13 protein-coding genes and 5 tRNA genes are annotated in these 19,928 nt (G+C 58.3%); all 18 read left to right on the top strand.

Features of this window, described 5'->3' with window-relative positions; translation table 11 throughout:
- Nucleotides 1–39 precede the first annotated feature (39 nt).
- On the top strand, nucleotides 40–1,230 hold the full coding sequence (locus tag ARB25_RS07105; protein WP_055286939.1) for a phosphoglycerate kinase: 1,191 nt from the start codon (nucleotides 40–42) through the stop codon (nucleotides 1,228–1,230).
- Complete coding sequence (gene tpiA / locus ARB25_RS07100; protein WP_022094882.1) at nucleotides 1,223–1,990, top strand: triose-phosphate isomerase; 768 nt, start codon at nucleotides 1,223–1,225, stop codon at nucleotides 1,988–1,990. Before ARB25_RS07105 ends, tpiA begins: the two co-directional genes overlap by 8 nt.
- Nucleotides 1,991–1,995: 5 nt before the next feature.
- A complete protein-coding gene (gene gpmI / locus ARB25_RS07095; RefSeq protein WP_055286937.1) occupies nucleotides 1,996–3,549 on the top strand; it encodes a 2,3-bisphosphoglycerate-independent phosphoglycerate mutase in 1,554 nt (517 codons plus the stop codon).
- A gap of 165 nt (nucleotides 3,550–3,714) precedes the next feature.
- The gene (secG, locus tag ARB25_RS07090) at nucleotides 3,715–3,969 is read left to right on the top strand and encodes a preprotein translocase subunit SecG (RefSeq protein ID WP_006236144.1); all 255 of its coding nucleotides are present in this window, start codon (nucleotides 3,715–3,717) and stop codon (nucleotides 3,967–3,969) included.
- A gap of 290 nt (nucleotides 3,970–4,259) precedes the next feature.
- The gene (locus ARB25_RS07085) at nucleotides 4,260–5,936 is read left to right on the top strand and encodes a peptide ABC transporter substrate-binding protein (protein WP_055286936.1); all 1,677 of its coding nucleotides are present in this window, start codon (nucleotides 4,260–4,262) and stop codon (nucleotides 5,934–5,936) included.
- 156 nt (nucleotides 5,937–6,092) lie between these two features.
- Complete coding sequence (locus ARB25_RS07080; RefSeq protein ID WP_022094885.1) at nucleotides 6,093–7,130, top strand: ABC transporter permease; 1,038 nt, start codon at nucleotides 6,093–6,095, stop codon at nucleotides 7,128–7,130.
- A gap of 14 nt (nucleotides 7,131–7,144) precedes the next feature.
- Nucleotides 7,145–8,080 carry an ABC transporter permease gene (locus ARB25_RS07075; RefSeq protein WP_055286934.1) on the top strand — a complete coding sequence of 312 codons (936 nt, stop codon included), beginning with the start codon at nucleotides 7,145–7,147 and terminating at the stop codon, nucleotides 8,078–8,080.
- 2 nt (nucleotides 8,081–8,082) lie between these two features.
- A complete protein-coding gene (locus ARB25_RS07070) occupies nucleotides 8,083–9,174 on the top strand; it encodes an ABC transporter ATP-binding protein (RefSeq protein ID WP_022094887.1) in 1,092 nt (363 codons plus the stop codon).
- Nucleotides 9,174–10,202: an ABC transporter ATP-binding protein gene (locus ARB25_RS07065; RefSeq protein ID WP_055286932.1), complete on the top strand. Its 1,029-nt coding sequence runs from the start codon at nucleotides 9,174–9,176 to the stop codon at nucleotides 10,200–10,202. The genes ARB25_RS07070 and ARB25_RS07065 overlap by 1 nt, the downstream gene beginning before the upstream one ends.
- 599 nt (nucleotides 10,203–10,801) lie before the next feature.
- Nucleotides 10,802–10,891, top strand: a tRNA-Leu gene (locus ARB25_RS07060).
- Nucleotides 10,892–10,950: 59 nt separating this feature from the next.
- Nucleotides 10,951–13,296, top strand: coding sequence for a GAF domain-containing SpoIIE family protein phosphatase (locus tag ARB25_RS07055; protein WP_055286930.1), 2,346 nt, complete (start codon nucleotides 10,951–10,953; stop codon nucleotides 13,294–13,296).
- 78 nt (nucleotides 13,297–13,374) lie between these two features.
- Nucleotides 13,375–14,121 (top strand): anti-sigma factor antagonist, encoded by a 747-nt coding sequence (locus tag ARB25_RS07050; RefSeq protein WP_055286928.1) that lies wholly within the window; start codon nucleotides 13,375–13,377, stop codon nucleotides 14,119–14,121.
- Between the two features lie 105 nt (nucleotides 14,122–14,226).
- Nucleotides 14,227–14,302 (top strand) — tRNA-Gly (locus ARB25_RS07045).
- 34 nt (nucleotides 14,303–14,336) lie between these two features.
- Nucleotides 14,337–14,410 (top strand) — tRNA-Cys (locus ARB25_RS07040).
- Nucleotides 14,411–14,452: 42 nt separating this feature from the next.
- Nucleotides 14,453–14,528 (top strand) — tRNA-Gly (locus ARB25_RS07035).
- Between the two features lie 336 nt (nucleotides 14,529–14,864).
- Nucleotides 14,865–16,598: a glycoside hydrolase family 13 protein gene (locus tag ARB25_RS07030; RefSeq protein ID WP_138112044.1), complete on the top strand. Its 1,734-nt coding sequence runs from the start codon at nucleotides 14,865–14,867 to the stop codon at nucleotides 16,596–16,598.
- A 148-nt stretch (nucleotides 16,599–16,746) separates the two neighbouring features.
- Nucleotides 16,747–16,821: transfer RNA gene (locus tag ARB25_RS07025), tRNA-Val, on the top strand.
- A gap of 633 nt (nucleotides 16,822–17,454) precedes the next feature.
- A complete protein-coding gene (nrdD, locus tag ARB25_RS07020; protein ID WP_055286926.1) occupies nucleotides 17,455–19,677 on the top strand; it encodes an anaerobic ribonucleoside-triphosphate reductase in 2,223 nt (740 codons plus the stop codon).
- The last annotated feature ends 251 nt before the right edge of the window (nucleotides 19,678–19,928 follow it).

The raw sequence follows: 19,928 nt of genomic DNA, 5'->3' as shown, positions 1-19,928 counted from the left end.
GTAATGGGAGGCAGACACGTACGAAAGGTAGAAGCAAACATGGCCTTTACCAAGAAGACCGTCCGCGACATCGATGTCGACGGCAAGCGCGTTCTCGTCCGCGTTGACTTTAACGTGCCTATCAAGGATGGCGTCGTTGGCGACACCACCCGCATCAAGGCTGCCCTGCCCACCATCAACTATCTCGTTGAGCACAACGCTCGCGTCATCCTCATGAGCCACCTCGGCCGTCCCGAGGGCACCGGCTTCCAGCCCGAGTTGTCCCTCGAGCCCGTCGCCAAGAAACTCGCTGAGCTCTCTGGTCTCGACGTTGCCTTTGTCGCCGACACCTACGGCGAGAAGGCTGCTGAGGCTGTCGCCGACGTCGAGCCGGGCAAGGTCCTCGTTCTCGAGAACGTCCGTTTTGACAAGCGTGAGAAGAAGAACGATCCCGAGATCGCCAAGAAGCTCGCTTCCTATGGCGACGTCTTCGTTCTCGATGCCTTCGGCACCGCTCACCGCGCCCAGGGTTCCGTCGTGGGCCCCGCCGCTTACCTGCCTGCCGTCGCTGGCTTCCTGCTCGAGAAGGAGGTCGACACGCTGACCGGCATCTTCGCCGAGCCCGAGCGTCCCTTCGTCGCCATCGTCGGCGGTTCCAAGGTTTCCTCCAAGATCGGTGTTCTCGATCACCTCATCGACTCCGCTGACACCCTGATTATCGGTGGCGGCATGGCCTACACCTTCTTCCTGGCTCAGGGCCTGACCGTTGGTCAGTCCCTCAAGGAAGAGGACTGGGTCGAGCGCGCCGGCGAGATGCTCAAGAAGGCCGAGGAGAAGGGTGTCAAGATCCTACTCCCCATCGACAACCGTGTTGCCGATCACTTTGGCGAGGACGCTGTCCCCGAGGTTGTTGCTTCCGACGCTATCCCCGACGATCGTGAGGGTATGGACATCGGTCCCAAGACCGAGGAGCTCTATGCCGAGGCTGTCAAGGGCGCCAAGACCGTGTTCTGGAACGGCCCCATGGGCGTCTTCGAGTTTGACAACTTTGCTCACGGCACCCAGGCTATCGCCGAGGCTCTCGCCGAGGCTGACTGCACCTCGATCATCGGCGGTGGTGACTCTGTCGCAGCTGTCAACAAGTTCAACCTGGCCGACAAGATGAGCTGGATCTCCACCGGTGGTGGCGCTTCCATGGAGCTCGTCGAGGGTAAGGCCCTGCCCGGAGTGGAGGCGCTTCTCGATGCCTAATCGCACCCTTCTTATCGCTGGTAACTGGAAGATGAACAACGACGTCGCCGAGGCCGCCAAGCTCGCCGACGAGCTGGCTCAGGCTCTGCCCGAGGTTCCGGCTGGCGTCGAGGTGCTCGTCTGCCCTCCGACCATCGACATCACCACGGTTCATGACCGCATTCAGGCTGCCCCCATCGCCCTCGGTGCACAGAACGTGTACTGGGAGGCCAAGGGTGCCTTCACGGGTGAGTCCTCTTGCGACATGCTCAAGTCCGCTGGCTGCACCTACTGCATCATCGGTCACTCCGAGCGTCGCGACTACTTCCACGAGACCGACGAGGACCAGAACAAGAAGGCCAAGGCTCTCGTTGCCGCCGGCCTTGTTCCCGTCTTCTGCTGCGGCGAGTCCCTTGAGGTCCGCGAGGCCGGCACCTATGTCGAGCACGTCGTGAACCAGGTCAAGGCTGGCCTTGCTGGTCTTGAGATCACCTGCCCCAAGCAGGTCGTCGTCGCCTATGAGCCCATCTGGGCCATCGGCACCGGCAAGACCGCTACCGCCGAGGATGCTCAGGAGGTCTGCGGCGCTATCCGTGAGACCCTCAAGGAGATGTTCGGCGAGGAGCTCGCCAACGGCATCCGCGTTCTCTACGGTGGTTCCGCCAAGCCCGGTAACATCGCCGAGCTCGTCGCCAAGCCCGACGTTGACGGCGCCCTCGTGGGCGGCGCTTCGCTCAAGGCTGCCGACTTCGCCTCTATGGTCGTCAAGGCAGGCGAGTAGGACATATGGCACAACGTCATCTTCCTGCACTCCTGATTATCATGGACGGCTGCGGCCTGGCTCCGGCTGATGGCGAGAACGCCGTCGCCGCTGCCAAGACGCCCTTCCTTGATGGCCTGTACGAGAAGTATCCTCACACCACGCTCGGTGCTTCGGGCGAGGACGTGGGCCTTCCCGACGGCCAGATGGGCAACTCCGAGGTGGGTCACCTCAACATCGGTGCCGGTCGCATCGTGTTCCAGGAGCTTTCGCGCATCAACAATGCCATCAAGGACGGCTCCATCGCCAAGAACGAGGTTTTCGTCAAGGCCATGGACGATGTCAAGGCTGACGGCAAGACTCTCCACCTCATGGGCCTTATGAGCCCTGGCGGCGTTCACTCCCACATGAACCACGTCGAGGCTCTGGTCAAGATGGCTGCCGAGCACGGTGTCAAGACCGTTCGCGTCCACGCCTTCATGGATGGCCGCGACGTTGACCCGCAGTCCGGTGCCGGCTACATGAGTGAGTTCTGCGCCTTCCTGGCTAAGATCTCCGAGGAGACCGGTTGCGACGCTCGCGTTGCCACCGTCTCGGGCCGTTATTGGGCCATGGACCGCGATAATCGTTGGGAGCGCATCCAGCGCGCCTACGACGTCATGGTCAACGCGTCCGATGCTGATACCGACCCCGTTGCCGGTATCAAGGCCTACTACGAGAAGGACCCGCGCGGCGACGAGTTCGTCGAGCCCTTCGCTGCCCACAACGAGGGCATTCACGAGGGCGACGCGGCCATCTTCTTCAACTTCCGTCCCGACCGCGCTCGTCAGATGACCCGCGTGTTCACGGACAAGGAGTTCGACGGCTTTGAGCGCGAGCAGATCAAGCTTTCGCACTTTGTGACGATGACCGAGTATGATCCGACGTTTGACGTCGAGGTCGCCTTCCCCAAGACGTTCCCCGAGAACGTCCTGGCCGACGTTATCGCCGCCAATGGCCTGAAGCAGCTGCACACTGCCGAGACCGAGAAGTACGCCCACGTGACGTTCTTCCTCAACGGTGGCATCGAGGAGCCCAAGGAGGGCGAGGAGCGCGTGCTCGTCGCTTCCCCCAAGGTTGCTACCTACGATCTGCAGCCCGAGATGAGCGCTCCCGAGGTTACCGAGAAGCTCGTCGCCGCCATCAACGAGGATCGCGCTGATTTCTACATCGTGAACTTCGCGAACTGCGACATGGTTGGCCACACCGGTGTCTTCGACGCTGCCGTTAAGGCTGTCGAGGCTGTTGACGATGCCCTGTCCAAGGTTGTCCCGGCGATTCTCGCCAAGGGCGGCTTTGCGCTGATTACCGCCGACCACGGCAACGCCGATCACATGTTTGACGTTGCTTCCGACGGTTCCAAGCATCCGTTTACGGCGCACACCACCAACCGCGTGCCGTTCATCATCGTTGATGAGAAGGCACAGCTCACCGGTATCGAGGACGGTCGTCTTTCCGATATCGCTCCGACCATGCTCACCATGGCTGGTCTGGAGCCTTCCGCCGAGATGACGGGTCGCGTGCTCGCCACCGAGGCCTAAGAGAAAACAAATACCGTTTTCTAGCAAGGGGGTTGTCCACAATCGGACAATCCCCTTTTTTGGTATTTCTGCCATTTCCGCCCCGTCCCCGAGTGGCAGGTAGGGGAGAACGGGGGATTGTGGTACAGTACTGGAGTTTGAATTGTTCTATTAAGGAGCTTATCTATGGGTCCGTTCCAGATTCTTCTGTTTGTCGTTTGGGCTGTTTCTGCCGTGGCGCTGACGATTCTCGTCCTGATGCATTCCGGTAAGGGTACCGGCGTTTCGGATATGATTGCCAGCTCGCTGTATAACTCCAGCTCTGCCACGGGCGTTATGGAGCAGAACCTTGACCGCCTGACCGTCATCATGGCTGTCGTGTTTGCCGTGTGCGTCGTGCTGTGCATGTTCTTCTTCCCGCAGGGTATCGTCGGCTACTAAGCATCGGCGCTTATACGTTTGTAAAGGGTCTCGCATGTGCGGGGCCCTTTTTGTTTACATATTTGTAACAGAGTCAAAATATCCTCATATACTTCGCCCAACTAAAGAAAATCTCGACCGTTAACCGGAATTAGCCCCAAATCGTGCATAAAATGCGCTACTGTATTGCAATACGTTGGTCCGCTTTGTATAACCAGCCAAAACGGCGGACCGCGTTTGAATGGTTCGATTGGGCTGTCTTGACGTTGCCCGACCGAACTTACTTTGTCCTATCTCATAAGGAGGATGGCATGGCTGATTCTATGTTCCACCAGCCCGTTATGGGTCGTCGCGCCTTTGTTGGCGGCACCCTCGCTGCGAGCTCCATGGCTTTTCTTGCCGCATGCGGCAAGAAGGGCGGCGACACTTCCGGTTCTGAGTCCGGTTCGACGCTGAACTTCTACATCAACAACCCGGTCTGCATCGACCCCTACAATGTCCAGGAGGACCAGGGCACTCAGGTCGAGTACCAGCTCTTTGACGCTCTGACCTCTTATGACGCCGAGAAGGGCGAGATCGTTCCGCTGGCTTGCGAGTCCTTCGAGGCCAACGACGACGCCACCGAGTTCACCTTCAAGATCAAGAAGGCCAAGTTCCACAACGGTGACGACGTTACCTCCAAGTCCTTCAAGCTCGGTTGGGAGCGTCTGGTCAACACCAAGTCGGCCATCGCTACCGAGTATGGCCCTTCCGAGGTCTCCTATCACCTTTCCATGGTCGAGGGCTATGACGATCTGCTTGCCGGTAACGCTACTGAACTCAGCGGTGTTACCTGCCCCGACGATGAGACCCTCGTCGTCAAGCTGTCTTCCGCTTACGCCGACTTCCCCTTCGTCGCCTCTCACCCGGCTCTGGCCCCGGTTCCCGAGTGCGCCGAGTCCGATGCCAAGAGCTTCTACCTTGCACCGGTCGGTAACGGCCCGTTCATGATGGACGGCAAGTGGGAGGATGGTCAGGAGATCAACCTCAAGAAGTTCGACGATTACTATGGCGACAAGGCCAAGATCGATGGCATCCACTTCCAGGTCATCAAGGACATGGAGACCGCTTACAAGGAGTTCCAGGCCGGTAATCTCGATGTCTGCGACGTTCCCGTTGCTCAGATCGACGCCGCCAAGAAGGATCGCGGCGTGTCCAAGGACGGCTACACCATGGGTGACGGCGAGCGCATGCTGCTCGGCTCCGAGCCTTCCACCTACTACCTGACCTGCAACAACACGGCCGAGCCGTTCAACAACGCCGACCTGCGCAGGGGTATCTCCCTGGCCATCAACCGTGAGGCCATCTGCAAGACTATCTTCAAGGGTACCCGTACCCCCGCCGACGGCATTGTTCCTCCGGGCATCGATGGCTACAAGGAGGGCGCATGGGAATTCTGCGCCTACGACGTCGACAAGGCTAACGAGTACCTGGACAAGGTTGCTCCCGCTGGCGCTAACGGCGATCGTGGCATTAACGTGACCCTTTCCTACAACCAGGATGGTGGCCACAAGGAGATCATGGAGTCCATCATCGGTGACCTCGCCAAGGTTGGCGTTACCGCTGTCTCCGATACCCCTGAGTGGTCTGCCTTGCTCGAGCAGTACCAGAACTTTAACTATCAGTTCGGTCGTCTGGGTTGGATTGCCGACTACCCGATTATGGACAACTTCCTGTATCCGCTGTTCCACTCCGACTCCCTCGGTGGCGACAACCGCTCCGGTTACAACAACCCCGAGTTCGACGCCAAGGTCAACGAGGCTCGCACCACGGTTGACGACGAAGAGCGCGTTGCTAAGATGCAGGAGGCCGACGCTATGGTCGCTGCCGACTGCCCGGTCATCCCGGTGATGTTCTACACGCACACCATCGTCGGCTCCGATCGCATCAAGCACCTCTATGTCGATCCGCAGAAGCACGCTGAGCTGGGTACCGCTGAGCTCGCCTAAGAGTTTGCAGCTTCCGTGAGGGTCAAGTATTTACGTAGACCTCATGGGAAACATACAGTTCTCCCTAACCTGGGGTAAACTGGCTGATGGTAATTTTGGGATGCCGGTCTGGCGATCGGCATCCCATTTAGGTTAATCCCTAGATAGGGGAGTGGTATGGGTAAGTACATCGTTAAACGTGTGCTTCAGTTCATCCCGGTATTTTTGGGCGTTACGCTGATTCTGTTCGCCCTTCAGAATATCGTGCCGGGAGATCCGATCAAGCTGATCGGTGGAGACAAGGCTCTGTCCCCCGAGGTGGAGCTTCAGCTTCGCGTCCGCTATCACCTGGTCCAGTCGGACGAGGACGGCAACGCGATCCTTGACGAGAACGGCGACCCCGTTCAAACGTCGCTCGTGGACCGTTACTTGTATTACATGAATGGCCTGCTTCATGGCGATCTGGGCAATTCGTATCAGCGCAAGCTGCCGGTTACGGAAATTTTTGCCCAGAAGTATCCGTATACGGTCAAACTTGCCGCGTGCGCCATCGTGCTCGAGGCAATCATGGGTATCGGTGCGGGTATCATTTCGGCGGTAAAGCGTTATTCCTTCTGGGATATTTTGGTAACGCTCACCACGTCGATCCTCGTTGCGGTCCCGGCCTTCTGGCTCGGTATGTTGCTGCAGCTGTTCTTTGGCGTCATCCTCAAGGACGCTACGGGCGGTGCAATCTCCATGCCGATCTCGGGTGCCGGCGGTTCCAGCTCTCAGTATCAGGATTGGATGCACTATGTGCTTCCGACCATTACGCTGGCTTCGGTTTCGACCGCTTATGCCGCCCGCATTATGCGCTCGCAGCTGCTTGACGTCATGAACCAGGATTACATCCGTACGGCAAAGGCCAAGGGTCTCTCCAATCGCGCGATCATCGTCAAGCATGCGCTTAAGAATGCACTCATCCCCGTCGTTACCTATATTGGTGTCGACTTTGGTGGCATGCTTTCGGGCGCCATCCTGACCGAGACGGTTTTTAACTGGCCCGGTATCGGCTATGAGGTCTATCGCGCCATTAGCATGCGTGACTGGCCCATCGTTATGGGCGGCGTTACGCTCATCGTCGTCGTCGTCATGGTGATTAACCTGCTCGTCGACATTAGCTATGCATTCCTCGACCCGCGCATCCGCCTTGGCGGTCCGTCGGATAAGGCCTAAGGGAGGTACGTCTCATGCAGGAAACTGATTCTCAGTCTCAGGAGCAGGCTACCGCCACCAAGGCCGCATCTGCTCCCGCCAAGTCCCGCACGCTGTGGGGTGACGCTTTTAAGCGTCTTCGCAAGAACAAGCTCGCCGTTATCGGTGTCTGCTGGATCATCATCGTCGTTGTGGTTGCCCTGACCGCAGATCTGTGGGCTAAGCCCTGGCTCGGTTCGCCGACGGCTTCCGACTCGACCACCATGGCCGAGACGTCGCTGTTGGCTCCGTGTGCAGAGCACCCGTTTGGCACCGACGCCCTTGGTCGCGACATTCTCGTCCGCGTTATCTACGGTGCACGCGTTTCGCTGTCCGTCGGCATTATGGCCACCGCGATCTCCACGGTGATCGGTCTGGTCATGGGTGCTCTGGCCGGTTTCTACGGCGGGATCTGGGATACGATCATCATGCGCTGTGCGGACATCTTCCTGGCGTTCCCGTACGTGCTGTTCGTTGTCGCCATGATCGCCGTTATCGGCCGTGGTCTTCAGAACGTCTTTATCGCCATCGGTATTCTCGGCTGGCCTTCGATTGCGCGCGTCTTCCGCTCTGCAATCTTGACGGTCAAAGAAAACGACTATGTTGACGCTGCGCGCGCGATGGGTGCATCTGATGCTCGTATCGTCGTGCGTCACATCTTCCCGAACTCCGTCGCCTCCATCGTGGTCTACGCGACCATGAACATTGGTGGCGCCATTCTGACCGAGTCCGCTCTGTCCTTCCTCGGCATGGGCGTTATTCCGCCTACGCCTTCGTGGGGCTCCATGATTCAGGACGGTCAGCAGTATCTTCTGACTGCTCCCTGGATGATGATCATGCCCGGTCTGGCAATTCTCTCGACGGTGCTCGCCTTCACCCTGCTGGGTGACGGTCTGCGCGACGCCCTCGACGTCAAGATGAAGGACGCATAAGGATGAAGAAGAACAAGAACTATGTGGACCTGAAGGACCAGCCGGTTCCCGAGGGCCAGCATCTGCTCGAGGTCGATGACCTTAAGATGTATTTCCATACCGAGGATGGTGTCGTTCGCGCTGTCGACGGTGTGTCCTACACGCTCGATCGCGGCGAGACTCTGGGTGTCGTCGGTGAGTCCGGCTCCGGTAAGTCCGTGACCGCCATGACCATCATGGGCCTCATCTCGATGCCTCCGGGAAAGATCGAGGGCGGCGACGTTCGCTATCGCGGTCGTTCTATCCTCGAGATGACCGAGGAAGAGATGCAGCACATTCGCGGAAACGACATCGCGATGATCTTCCAGGATCCTATGACCTCCTTGAACCCGGTCTATAAGATCGGCAAGCAGGTGGGCGAGGGCCTTCGTCTGCACCGTGGCTACTCCAAGCAGGAGGCGCTCAAGCGCGCTACCGAGCTTTTGGACCTCGTGGGTATCCCCGAGCCCGAAAAGCGCGTCAATGAGTATCCGCACCAGTTCTCCGGCGGTATGCGTCAGCGTGTCATGATCGCTATGGCTCTTGCCTGCGATCCCGATATCCTGATTGCCGACGAGCCCACGACGGCTCTGGACGTTACCATTCAGGCTCAGATTATCGAGCTCATGCAGGAAATGCAGGAGAAGAACGGCAACGCCATCATCATGATTACCCATGACCTGGGCGTCGTTGCCGATATGGCCGATAAGATCATGGTTATGTACGCCGGCCGTCCCGTCGAGTTCGGTACTGCTGAGGAAATCTTCTACGAGAGTCGCCACCCCTACACCTGGGGCCTTATCCGCTCCATCCCGGAGCAGGCCATCGAAGAGAAGAAGCCGCTTACGCCGATTCACGGCAACCCGCCTTCGCTCATGAACCTGCCTGAGGGCTGCGTGTTCTCTCCTCGCTGCCCCTATGCGACGGACAAGTGCCGCAAGCAGCGCCCCGAGCGCGTTGTCACCGAGTCTGGTCATTACTCTGCGTGCCACTACTCCGGTGACCCCGAGTTCCTCAAGAACGCTCCTGAGACGTCCCGTACGCGCAAGGATTCCAAGAAGGGAGGCGAGGCGTAATGACAGATACCAACGAGCGCACTCCGCTGCTGAAGGTCGAGCACCTCTCTAAGGAGTTTCCCGCTGAGTCCGGCATGTTCGCCAAGCGCTTCTCCAAGCGTGTCGTCTCTGCTGTGAATGACATTTCGTTCGAGATTTATCCGGGCGAGACCTTTGGCCTGGTCGGCGAGTCTGGTTGCGGTAAGTCCACCACGGGCCGTACCATAATGCGCCTCACCAAGCCGACGGCCGGCAAAGTGTTCTTCCAGGGCAAAGACGTTGCCGAGATGAGCAAGCACGAGATCAAGGACATGCGTCGCGAGATGCAGTTCATCTTCCAGGACCCCTATGCTTCGCTCAACCCTCGTATGACCATCGGTGAGATCGTCTCCGAGCCCATGACCATTCATGGCGTGGGCACCAAGGAGGAGCGCATTGAGCGCGTCCGCGAGCTTCTCGACGTTGTCGGACTGAACCCCGAGCACATCAACCGCTATCCTCATGAGTTCTCCGGCGGTCAGCGTCAGCGTGTCGGCATTGCCCGCGCTTTTGCGCTGAAGCCCAAGCTGATTATCTGCGACGAGCCGGTTTCCGCTCTGGATGTTTCCATTCAGGCCCAGGTTCTGAACCTGCTCAAGGAACTGCAGGACAAGTTCGGTACCGCGTATCTGTTTATCGCCCACGACCTGTCCGTCGTACAGCACATCTCCGATCGCGTTGCCGTTATGTATCTGGGTAAGATGGTCGAGGTTTCGGACTGGAAGACGCTCTATAGTGAGCCTCACCATCCGTACACGCAGTCGCTGCTGTCTGCCGTGCCGGTGCCCGATCCGGATATCCAGAAGACCCGTAAGCGCATCATCCTTGCCGGCGATCCGCCGTCACCGCTGGATCCGCCGACCGGTTGCCGTTTCCACACCCGCTGCCCGATCGCGCAGGGCATCTGCTCTGAGAAACTTCCCGAGTTTAAGGAAGTTGCACCGGGTCACTGCTGCGCCTGCCACTTCGCGGAGCCGTTCCCGATCAAGGAATCGCACATCGACCTGTAGTCGGTTGTTCTCGTCCGGGCCCGCGCTGGACTTAGTTTTCAGAACGTCCTCGACCATGGAAACCCCCTTATCCTGCTCCTTCGGAGCTGCGGATAAGGGGGTTTCCTGGTCTGCGGAATGTTCTGAAAACTAAGTCCAGCACGGGCCCTGCGGCAACGCGGCAGGGAGGGGTGCGATTCCTTGATCGCTCACTTAATCTAATAGGAAAGATAGCGAGGCCGGAGCTTTAGCTCCGGCCTCCTTATATAAGGGCTAGGCAAAGCCGAGCCACTAAATTTATATCAGCTCCCAGAACATGTTTGAGAACTGTGCCTGAAGTACGTATTTGCAGGCCCCGAATCGGTGTTGCCTCCCGGCGCATTCCGCAGGGGGAGCGATATTTTGCAGCACGAAGTGCGCAGCAAAATATCGCTCATGCCCGAGGACGCGCCGGGAGGCAACACCGATTCGGGGCCGGACACACGGATCTACCTGCGCATTTACAAATTCGTAAACTTTTTTGAAAAAAGTGCTTGCACAGTTCTCGAATCATAGGTTATTATCTTCCTCGTTGAACGCGCGGGTCCAACGAAACGAACTGCGAATCAACAACATAGCATGTCGGAGTGGCGGAATTGGCAGACGCGCTAGCTTGAGGTGCTAGTGACCGCTTTTTGGTCATGCGGGTTCAAGTCCCGCCTCCGACACCATCGCATTTGAGAAGCCTCTTCGGAGGCTTTTTTGTTACCGATAGACGGTGGGGTCCACGATGGAAACGCTTGAACGCAACGAGTGGGCAGACGTTGCCCAACTAGTCGAGATCACGAGCGATGCTGTCATCATCTGTGAGCTCGACGGAACCATTCTGCATGTGAATAATCGCTTACTTGGTTTGATGTGCGAGGAACGCGCCGACGTCATCGGTGGAGATGTTAAAGACGTCCTGTACTCGTCCGCTTTTGAACGTGCGACGGAACATCGTCTGCCATTTGAAACTGATGGCTCCGAGAACGAACTGATGCTCAAGCTGAGTGACGGCTCCTTTATCCCCGTCTTGGTTCGTGCGGGCTCCGTAACGCCTCCACGCATCTTTGGGCGCCGCGCGCCACGTGTCCTGGTGGCGCTCCATAGCATCGAAGAACAGTATTCGCACGACCGTCAGCTCAAGCGTGCGTTATCGGAGCTTAGAGTGGCGAACAAGCGCCTCTCTGGCACGCTCTCGGTCATTATGAGCACTGTGGGCTCCGATGAGTTACCCAGCCTACTTGATGCTGTTTTGAACCAGCTTGTCGGAACGCTCGATGCTTCGGGTGCCGCTATCTATTTTTCTGAGAGCGGCGGTTTTAAACTTCGCGGTGTTTCCAAGGAGCTGTACGACAGCTACCTGCCTGAGTTTTTGCCGTATGGCGCTGGCATTCCGACGTATGTTCTTCGTGAGTCGCGTGCCTGTCGCTTGTCGATTCAACAGGACCTTGAGGGTGATAAGGCCGCCTCCGGTATGTTTATGGACTTGGACAATCGTTCTAAGCACCTGTTGCGCATGCAGGATATGCCTCCGTACCGCAGCGAGATCTGTCTTCCCGTTTTTTACGGTACGCAGATTCTTGGCGTGCTGGAAGTTGGTTGGAAACGCCCTCAGGCACCGCTCGCCTATGACGTTAATGTGCTCGAGGTCATTTGCGATTACCTGTCTATCCAGCTGGTCGGCATGGCATCGAGCCTTCGCTCCCGTCGCACGGCCGAGCTTGGCCGCTCGCTCAATGTCTTGCGTGATGAGTTGTTTACCTTTCTAGACGATTCCGCCGCGGCTACCCAGGCGGTATCGTCCGAGATCTGCAATATGCTTAACTGCCATTTTTGCCCTGTTGAGTATGACGCCAGTCTGGATTCCTACGTCATAGATTTTGAAGGCGGCAGTCGCGTTGCTTTGCCGGACGATCCCGAGAAGCTTTTCTTTTCCACGACGGCGCCAGCGGCACGTCTGGGGGCTGGCCCTGATGGCTTTGAGGCATCTGTTTTGGGCGGCACGAGTGCCGAGGACCTTAAACACGTCCGTATAACTCGCGTTGACGAATCGATGCCTATGGGAGGTTGGCTTAGGGCGCATGGTCTGCCTTGTCAAGGTCTCTACGTCGACTCCGGCATCGAGGCGGGGCGCCCGCGCTCTGAGGGTGATGGCAAACACAGTAACGACGCGATTGTTCCTGCTTCTGTTGCGAAGAGCCCGACGACGCGCGCGCTGCTGCTTCGTGATGGTAGCCAAGAGCCGATTGATGACCTTGAATATGACTACTTGGTGCACTTAGCGCATGACTTTGAGCTTATCTACGAAGGCGAATCTCAAAAGCGCGAGGAGCGCCATATCGCTCAGACCCTTCAGATCGGCATGAGAAATTCCCTGGGGGATGTTCCGGGTATCGCAACCGATTCGGTGTACCTGTCGGCCACGAACTCGGCGTTGGTCGGCGGCGATTTCTATACGCTCATCCGTCTTCCCGACGACTGCGCCGTCATGATTCTGGGCGATGTGTCTGGCAAAGGCATTGAGGCTGCATCGATGTCCGCGCTCGTCAAGACGGCCCTGACGGCATATGCCTGGGAGGGCGCTGGACCGGCCCGCATGGCACGCTCCCTTAACAGCATGCTCATGGGCTTCTCGAGGGTCGAGACGTTCGTGACGGCCTTTATCGCCAAGATTGACCTTAAAGCCGGACGCGCAACGTATTGTTCGGCGGGCCATCCTCCGACCATGGTCATCAGGCCAGAGTCGATGCCGCTGGGTGGCGGCGAGGCCCGTGGGGGAGAGGTCGAGCTACTTGGATGCCAATCGGGCGTAATCGGTGCCTTTGAGAGCATGGTGTACGAGACAGGCGTGTTTACGTTCGCTCCTGGTGACATGCTCTTCATGTATACGGATGGAACGATTGAGGCCCGCGACCGCACCGGAGCGTTCTTTGGCGAGCAGCGTTTGCGCGATCTTCTGCTTTCTGTTTCGGGGGAGGGCGTATCGGGAATCTGCGGCAAGGTCTTGGGCGAGCTTGACCGATTTACCGAATCGGCGCTGGACGATGACATTGCATTGGTGTCCCTTGAGTTTTTACGGGGTCGTTCATAGACGACGCTGGGCGGGCTGAATCCGTACGGTTGGGGAAACGAATGCATTGAGTGGGCTTTTTTGGGGAACCATGGTCGTATGAATGAGTGGAATGACATAGCGGTTTTGACGCCACCAGGCGATATCGACATCGCCACGGTGCCTGCGCTGCGTCGGCGGTTGGATGCTCTGATTGGCCGCGGCGTGCGTCGCGTCGTCATCAACTGTCAGGCTGTTAGCTTTATCGATTCGACGGGCTTGGCATTCCTGCTTACGCGCGCTCGTGAGCTCATGAGGCGAGAAGGCCTGCTTTCGCTCGTCAATGCATCAGGTGAAGTTGTTCGCTTTTTGGAGATTGCTCGTCTTGTCGATATCCTTCATGTCGCGGGGCCGGCACGGGAGTCTATTCCCGCCATTCCGGTGGGGGAGCTGCCTCGCTGGAGTAAGAGTGTCGAGGTCCGTCAGGGTATCGAGAATCTTCCATACTACCGACATCGCATCGCTGAACTCCTTGAATCGCTTCCGTTGCGCCGTGACGAGCGCTACGATGTCGCATTGGCGTCGGGGGAGGCGCTGGGTAATGCCTATGACCATGCGGGCGGTATCGGGTGCGTCCTGACGGTTCAGGCCTATGGCGATCGCGTTGTGGTTGAGGTGCTTGATCGAGGTGCCGGCTATTCTATCGATGAAACGAGCGAGCCGGTTGCATCTGAGGAACGCGGCCGTGGTATCAAGCTTATGCGTATGCTCGTCGATAACGTGGAGGTTGCTCGTCGTACGGACGGCGCCGGCACGCGCGTGCAGATGGTGAAGCTGTTTAGCGGAGCGCTGGAATCGTGTGCCTAGCCAATCGCTTTAGCGCGTTTGGCTACTAAGAACATGCGGCAGACAAGTTTTTTGAAAAAAGTACTTGCGTCTTTTGGACAACTCGCGTAAATTAATAACCCGCAAGCGGACATGGCTCAGTTGGTAGAGCACAACCTTGCCAAGGTTGGGGTCGCGGGTTCGAGCCCCGTTGTCCGCTCCATTGCATTTCCGGACCGTTTAGGCGGTCCTTTTTCGGCGAAGTGGCCAAGTGGTAAGGCAGAGGCCTGCAAAGCCTTTACCCCCGGTTCGAATCCGGGCTTCGCCTCCAGGCAACATCCGGGCGCTCCGGCGCCCGTTTTGTTTTACATATGCGGACATGGCTCAGTTGGTAGAGCACAACCTTGCCAAGGTTGGGGTCGCGGGTTCGAGCCCCGTTGTCCGCTCCAACTATCTTACGCGGTTCTAACGAACCGCGTTTTTTGTTGACGCTGCGCGGGCCCCGGGCACCCCATCTTGCCCCTCAATCGTCGGTCGCGTACATAAAGTACGCTTCCCTCCTCTTTCGCGGCAACCTGGGGCACCCGGAGCCCGCTCGCTGTCGTGGCCGGGAAAGTGGGTCTTCCGTTCTTTTCATTAATCGGTCGATTCGTCCCAGGTGGCTTGAACCCGAGAGGGAGCGAGCGTTTTGGGGCGTGGCTGTGGCGTTGTTTGTCGCGAATGTCCGCTTTGGGCGTATCATCGTGGGCATCTCGCATAACCTCGTTGCAAGGGAGATACGCCCCATGGCTACAGAAAAGTCTTCTTCGCGCTCATGGATGTCCGATGCCGCGATCTATCAGATCTACCCGCGCTCGTTTAAGGATTCGACTGGTTCGGGTCTGGGCGATATCGCGGGCATTACCCAGCAGATGGACTATCTTGAGCGACTGGGTATCGAGGCCATCTGGCTGAGCCCGTTTTACCCTTCGCCTCTTGTCGATGGCGGCTATGATGTGGCGGACTACTGCGATGTCGACCCACGTCTCGGCTCGCTTGACGACTTCGATGACATGATCGCTGCGGCTCACGCGCGCGGCATCAAGGTCATCGTCGACATCGTGCCCAACCATTCATCCAACCAGCACCCCTGGTTCAAAGCCGCTCTTGCCGCCGGCCCCGGATCGCCCGAACGCGCCCGTTATATCTTCCGCGATGGTCGCGGCGAGCATGGCGAGCTGCCTCCCACCAATTGGAATGCCAACTTTGGCGGCCCCGCATGGACGCGTGTTGCGGACGGTCAGTGGTATCTGCACATGTTTACGCCCGAGCAGCCGGACTTTGACTGGTCATGCCCTGAGGTTCACGCGCTCTTTTGCGACGTCCTGGCGTTTTGGAGCGATCGAGGCGTCGACGGCTTTCGCATTGATGTGGCGCAGGGTCTCGCCAAGGATCTCGACCGCGATGACCTCGACCGGTGGCATCTCGCCGAGGGCGATGACATGGTTGACGACGGCACCCATCCGCTGTGGGACCGCAATGAGGTCCACGAGATCTATCGCGAGTGGCGCCGCGTGTTCGACCGCTATAATCCGCCGCGCAGTGCCGTTGCCGAGGCGTGGGTGCTGCCCGAGCGCCAGTATCTCTACGCGCGTCCCAGCGAGCTTGGCCAGACATTCAACTTTGAGTTTGCCAAGGCCACTTGGACCTATGATGACATGCACACTGCAATCGAGAAGGGCTTGAAGGCAGCCGTCGAATCCGATTCCGCCTCGACCTGGGTACTCTCCAACCACGACGTGCCGCGCGTGGCGACACGCTATGCCCTGCCGCAAATCAAGGCGACGCGCTACCACCAGATTGCGCTCGACTGGCTCTTGCGCGACGGGTCGTCTTATGACGAGGACCGTGAACTCGGCGAGCGCCGCGCGCGGGCGGCCCTTTTGCTTGAGCTGGCGCTTCCGGGCTCGGCATACGTGTATCAGGGTGAGGAGCTCGGCCTTTTTGAGGTGGCTGATATCCCGTGGGCTGCACTCGAAGACCCTACTGCGACCAATACGCACGGACCGAAGCGTGAGAAGGGGCGCGACGGCTGTCGTGTGCCCCTGCCGTGGGTGGCGGCGGACGATCCCGCGCATGGCGGATCGTTTGGGTTTTCGCCGGCAGACGCCGATGCGGCGCCCCATCTGCCGCAGCCTGCATGGTTTTCCGATTATGCTGCCGATAGGGAAGAAGTGGACCCGACATCGATGCTTGCGCTCTATCGTGACGCCCTCTGGCTGCGGCGCAAGCTGCGCGGGTGCGCCAACGATCTTGCGTGGCTCGATCTTGACGGGCGCACCGGTCTTGCGGATGGTGCCGAGGGCGCTGAGGGCGGCGTCATCGCCTATCGCCGCGATAACGGCTGGGCGTGTGTGACGAACTTCGGTGCAGCACCCGTGGAGCTGCCGGCGGGCAGGGTCCTGCTCACCTCATCACCGCTTGCAGACGGCAGGCTCGCGCAGGACAGCTCTGCCTGGATCATGCTCGGTGAGATGTAGGGGCATCTCGCTGCGAGCCTGCGTTTGCCTACACCTTCCGTGGCGGCTGATGTCTTCGCGAGGTTCGCGAGGGCGTTGCAAAACTTTTCAAAAAAAGTTCTTGCCAAGGTTGGGGTCGCGGGTTCGAGCCCCGTTGTCCGCTCCATTTGGGCGTTTAGCTCAGGGGGAGAGCGCTTCCCTGACACGGAAGAGGTCAGAAGTTCAAATCTTCTAACGCCCACCAAATGTTCGCAGCCCAGAGGCTATGTCCTCTGGGCTGTTTTGTTTTGCCACCAAGCACGCCGCCAAATAAGCCACCAAATATTGATCCAAGGTCTGTACGCGATGGTCTTCGCATCCCGTAGAGGTGCCGGCAGATTGCATACGTCCTGGCCGATCGTGACCGCAACATGTTGGTCAAGCATAATCTTTTGGATTCTTTTGGCGTGAGCGGCTTGGTTTTGGTAGGATTTGTCAGCGGCTTGACTAAGGGGGTTTTATAACTGCCATGCAGGTAGCCGTGTTGGTAACGTTTTACCGACTTGCCAAGAACCCCTCATAATTAATGCGTCTGGAAAATGACCAATTGCTTTGACCTGCTGAAACACTATATGTTGTGTTTGAACTAAAAAAAGAATACAGGATATAGATGTGTCTTTGTCGTATGATAGATGGCGGACAGAGAACGAAGACCTTAACTGCCTCTTTCGAACGTGTCCTTGAGCCGCTTGATTGGCTCTAGGGAATGTCCGCATGGAGGCTTATGGTTTATCGAGAACACAGATTGCGCGACGGCGCCGCAAGACAGGGGCAAGCCCTGCCGGGCATCGTTTGGCTCTGAAGCGCAATGAGGCTACGACGCGAAAGAGGCAAGAGGATGAAGATCATCAAGCGCAGCGGCACCGAGGTTGTCTTTGACATCGATAAGATCGTCAATGCCATCCGCGCCGCCAACTTGGAGGTCGAGGAGAGCTCTCGTCTAACCGACCGCCAGGTGGTTTATGCGGCGCAAAACGTCGCCGAGGCATGCGAGAACGCGGGCCACACCGTTTCGGTCGAGGAGATCCAGGATTTGGTCGAGGACGAGATCATGCGTCTCGACTGCTACGAGGTTGCCCGCCACTACATCATCTATCGCTATGTTCAGAGCCTGAAGCGCCAGAAGAACACGACCGATGACAAGATCCTGTCGTTGATTGAGTGCAATAACGAAGAGGTCAAGCAGGAGAACTCCAACAAGAACCCGACCGTCAACTCCGTTCAGCGCGACTATATGGCCGGCGAGATTTCCAAGGACCTGACCCAGCGCGTGCTGCTGCCCCAGGAGATCGTGGACGCCCATAATGAGGGCCTGATCCACTTCCATGATTCGGATTACTTTGCTCAGCACATGCACAACTGCGACCTGGTGAACCTGGAGGACATGCTCCAGAACGGCACCGTTATCTCGGGCACGCTGATCGAGAAGCCGCACAGCTTCTCGACCGCCTGCAACATCGCGACGCAGATTATCGCTCAGGTTGCTTCCTCCCAGTACGGCGGCCAGTCGATTTCGCTGACCCATCTTGCTCCGTTTGTTGAGGTGAGCCGTCAGAAGATTCGCGGCGAGGTCGCCCGCGAGCTCGAGGAGCTCGGCGTTTCCGCATCTCCCGAAAAGGTCCGCGAGGTTGTTGAGGACCGCCTGCGTGACGAGATCCGTCGCGGCGTTCAGACGATTCAGTATCAGGTCGTAACTCTTATGACCACCAACGGCCAGGCGCCGTTCGTGACGGTCTTTATGTATCTTAACGAGGCCCGTACGCCTCAGGAGAAGCACGACCTTGCCATGATCGTGGAGGAGACGCTTCGCCAGCGCTACGAGGGCGTTAAGAACGAGGCCGGCGTATGGATTACCCCGGCATTCCCCAAGCTCATCTATGTGCTCGAGGACGATAACGTTCACGAGAATTCCCCGTACTTCTACCTGACCCAGCTGGCCGCTAAGTGCACCGCCAAGCGCATGGTGCCCGACTACATCTCCGAGAAGAAGATGCGCGAGCTCAAGCTGTCGAAGGGCGAGACCGCGGGCAACGGCGACTGCTATACCTGCATGGGCTGCCGCAGCTTCCTGACGCCCGACCGTTCGGGCAACGGCTTTAACAATGTCGCCAACGCGCTGAACTATGACCCGACCAAGCCTAAGTACTATGGCCGCTTTAACCAGGGCGTTGTGACCATTAACCTGCCTGATGTCGCGCTGAGCTCGCATCAGGACATGGACAAGTTCTGGAAGATCTTCGACGAGCGCCTTGAGCTATGCCACCGCGCCCTGCTGTGCCGTCATGAGCGTCTGATGGGTACGCTTTCGGATGCCGCGCCGATTCTTTGGCAGTACGGTGCCCTCGCCCGCCTGAAGAAGGGCGAGACGATCGACAAGCTGCTCGTGGGCGGTTACTCCACCATTAGTCTGGGTTATGCCGGCCTGTATGAGTGCGTCAAGTACATGACGGGCCACAGCCACACCGAGAAGGAGGGCACGCCCTTTGCCATGGCCGTCATGCAGCGCATGAACGACAAGTGCGTGGAGTGGAAGGCCGAAAGCGATATTGACTTCTCGCTGTACGGTACCCCGCTTGAGTCGACGACCTACAAGTTCGCCAAGTGCCTGCAGCGTCGTTTTGGCATCATCCCGGGCGTGACGGACAAGGGCTACATCACCAACAGCTACCACGTCCACGTGTCCGAGGAGATCGACGCATTCGACAAGCTCAAATTCGAGGGTATGTTCCAGCAGCTTTCGCCGGGCGGTGCCATCTCCTACGTCGAGGTTCCCAACATGCAGGACAACCTCAAGGCTGTCATCCGCGTGATGCAGTACATCTACGACAACATCATGTACGCCGAGCTCAACACCAAGAGCGATTACTGCCAGGTGTGCGGCTACGACGGTGAGATCAAGATTGTCGAGGATGACGGCAAGCTGGTGTGGGAGTGCCCCAACTGTGGCAATCGTGACCAGGAGAAGATGAACGTCGCCCGTCGTACGTGCGGCTACATCGGTACCCAGTTCTGGAACCAGGGTCGAACCGAGGAGATCCGCGACCGCGTGCTGCATCTCTAATAACCATCCCAGGCCGCCCCGTAGCGAGGCCCCGGACCTTTGCTCGCTATTTCGGACAGTCCTGGCTCACGACGGAGGCGCCACTGGCGCCTCCTGTTCGTGCGGAACTCATATCGAGCAAAGGTCCGGGGCCTCGCTACGGGGCGGCCAAGTTGACGTAGCTGAGATGCAGCATGAGGCCTGCTCACTCCTCGAAGTTCTTAGTGGAATTGAGTTGACTTGCAACAGCGCTTTGCTTGCGAAGTTGGTTG

Origin of the sequence: Collinsella aerofaciens (assembly GCF_001405375.1) — a bacterium.
Classification (GTDB): domain Bacteria; phylum Actinomycetota; class Coriobacteriia; order Coriobacteriales; family Coriobacteriaceae; genus Collinsella; species Collinsella aerofaciens_F.
The sequence above is the reverse complement of the archived record's forward strand: the minus strand, read 5'-3'. Positions and strand labels throughout refer to the sequence as shown.

Bases quoted from the DNA above. Each gene is read 5' to 3' on its own strand.
- ARB25_RS07105 (WP_055286939.1), top strand. From the start codon at position 40: ATGGCCTTTACCAAGAAGACCGTCCGCGACATCGATGTCGACGGCAAG.
- tpiA (WP_022094882.1), top strand. From the start codon at position 1,223: ATGCCTAATCGCACCCTTCTTATCGCTGGTAACTGGAAGATGAACAAC.
- gpmI (WP_055286937.1), top strand. From the start codon at position 1,996: ATGGCACAACGTCATCTTCCTGCACTCCTGATTATCATGGACGGCTGC.
- secG (WP_006236144.1), top strand. From the start codon at position 3,715: ATGGGTCCGTTCCAGATTCTTCTGTTTGTCGTTTGGGCTGTTTCTGCC.
- ARB25_RS07085 (WP_055286936.1), top strand. From the start codon at position 4,260: ATGGCTGATTCTATGTTCCACCAGCCCGTTATGGGTCGTCGCGCCTTT.
- ARB25_RS07080 (WP_022094885.1), top strand. From the start codon at position 6,093: ATGGGTAAGTACATCGTTAAACGTGTGCTTCAGTTCATCCCGGTATTT.
- ARB25_RS07075 (WP_055286934.1), top strand. From the start codon at position 7,145: ATGCAGGAAACTGATTCTCAGTCTCAGGAGCAGGCTACCGCCACCAAG.
- ARB25_RS07070 (WP_022094887.1), top strand. From the start codon at position 8,083: ATGAAGAAGAACAAGAACTATGTGGACCTGAAGGACCAGCCGGTTCCC.
- ARB25_RS07065 (WP_055286932.1), top strand. From the start codon at position 9,174: ATGACAGATACCAACGAGCGCACTCCGCTGCTGAAGGTCGAGCACCTC.
- ARB25_RS07055 (WP_055286930.1), top strand. From the start codon at position 10,951: ATGGAAACGCTTGAACGCAACGAGTGGGCAGACGTTGCCCAACTAGTC.
- ARB25_RS07050 (WP_055286928.1), top strand. From the start codon at position 13,375: ATGAATGAGTGGAATGACATAGCGGTTTTGACGCCACCAGGCGATATC.
- ARB25_RS07030 (WP_138112044.1), top strand. From the start codon at position 14,865: ATGGCTACAGAAAAGTCTTCTTCGCGCTCATGGATGTCCGATGCCGCG.
- nrdD (WP_055286926.1), top strand. From the start codon at position 17,455: ATGAAGATCATCAAGCGCAGCGGCACCGAGGTTGTCTTTGACATCGAT.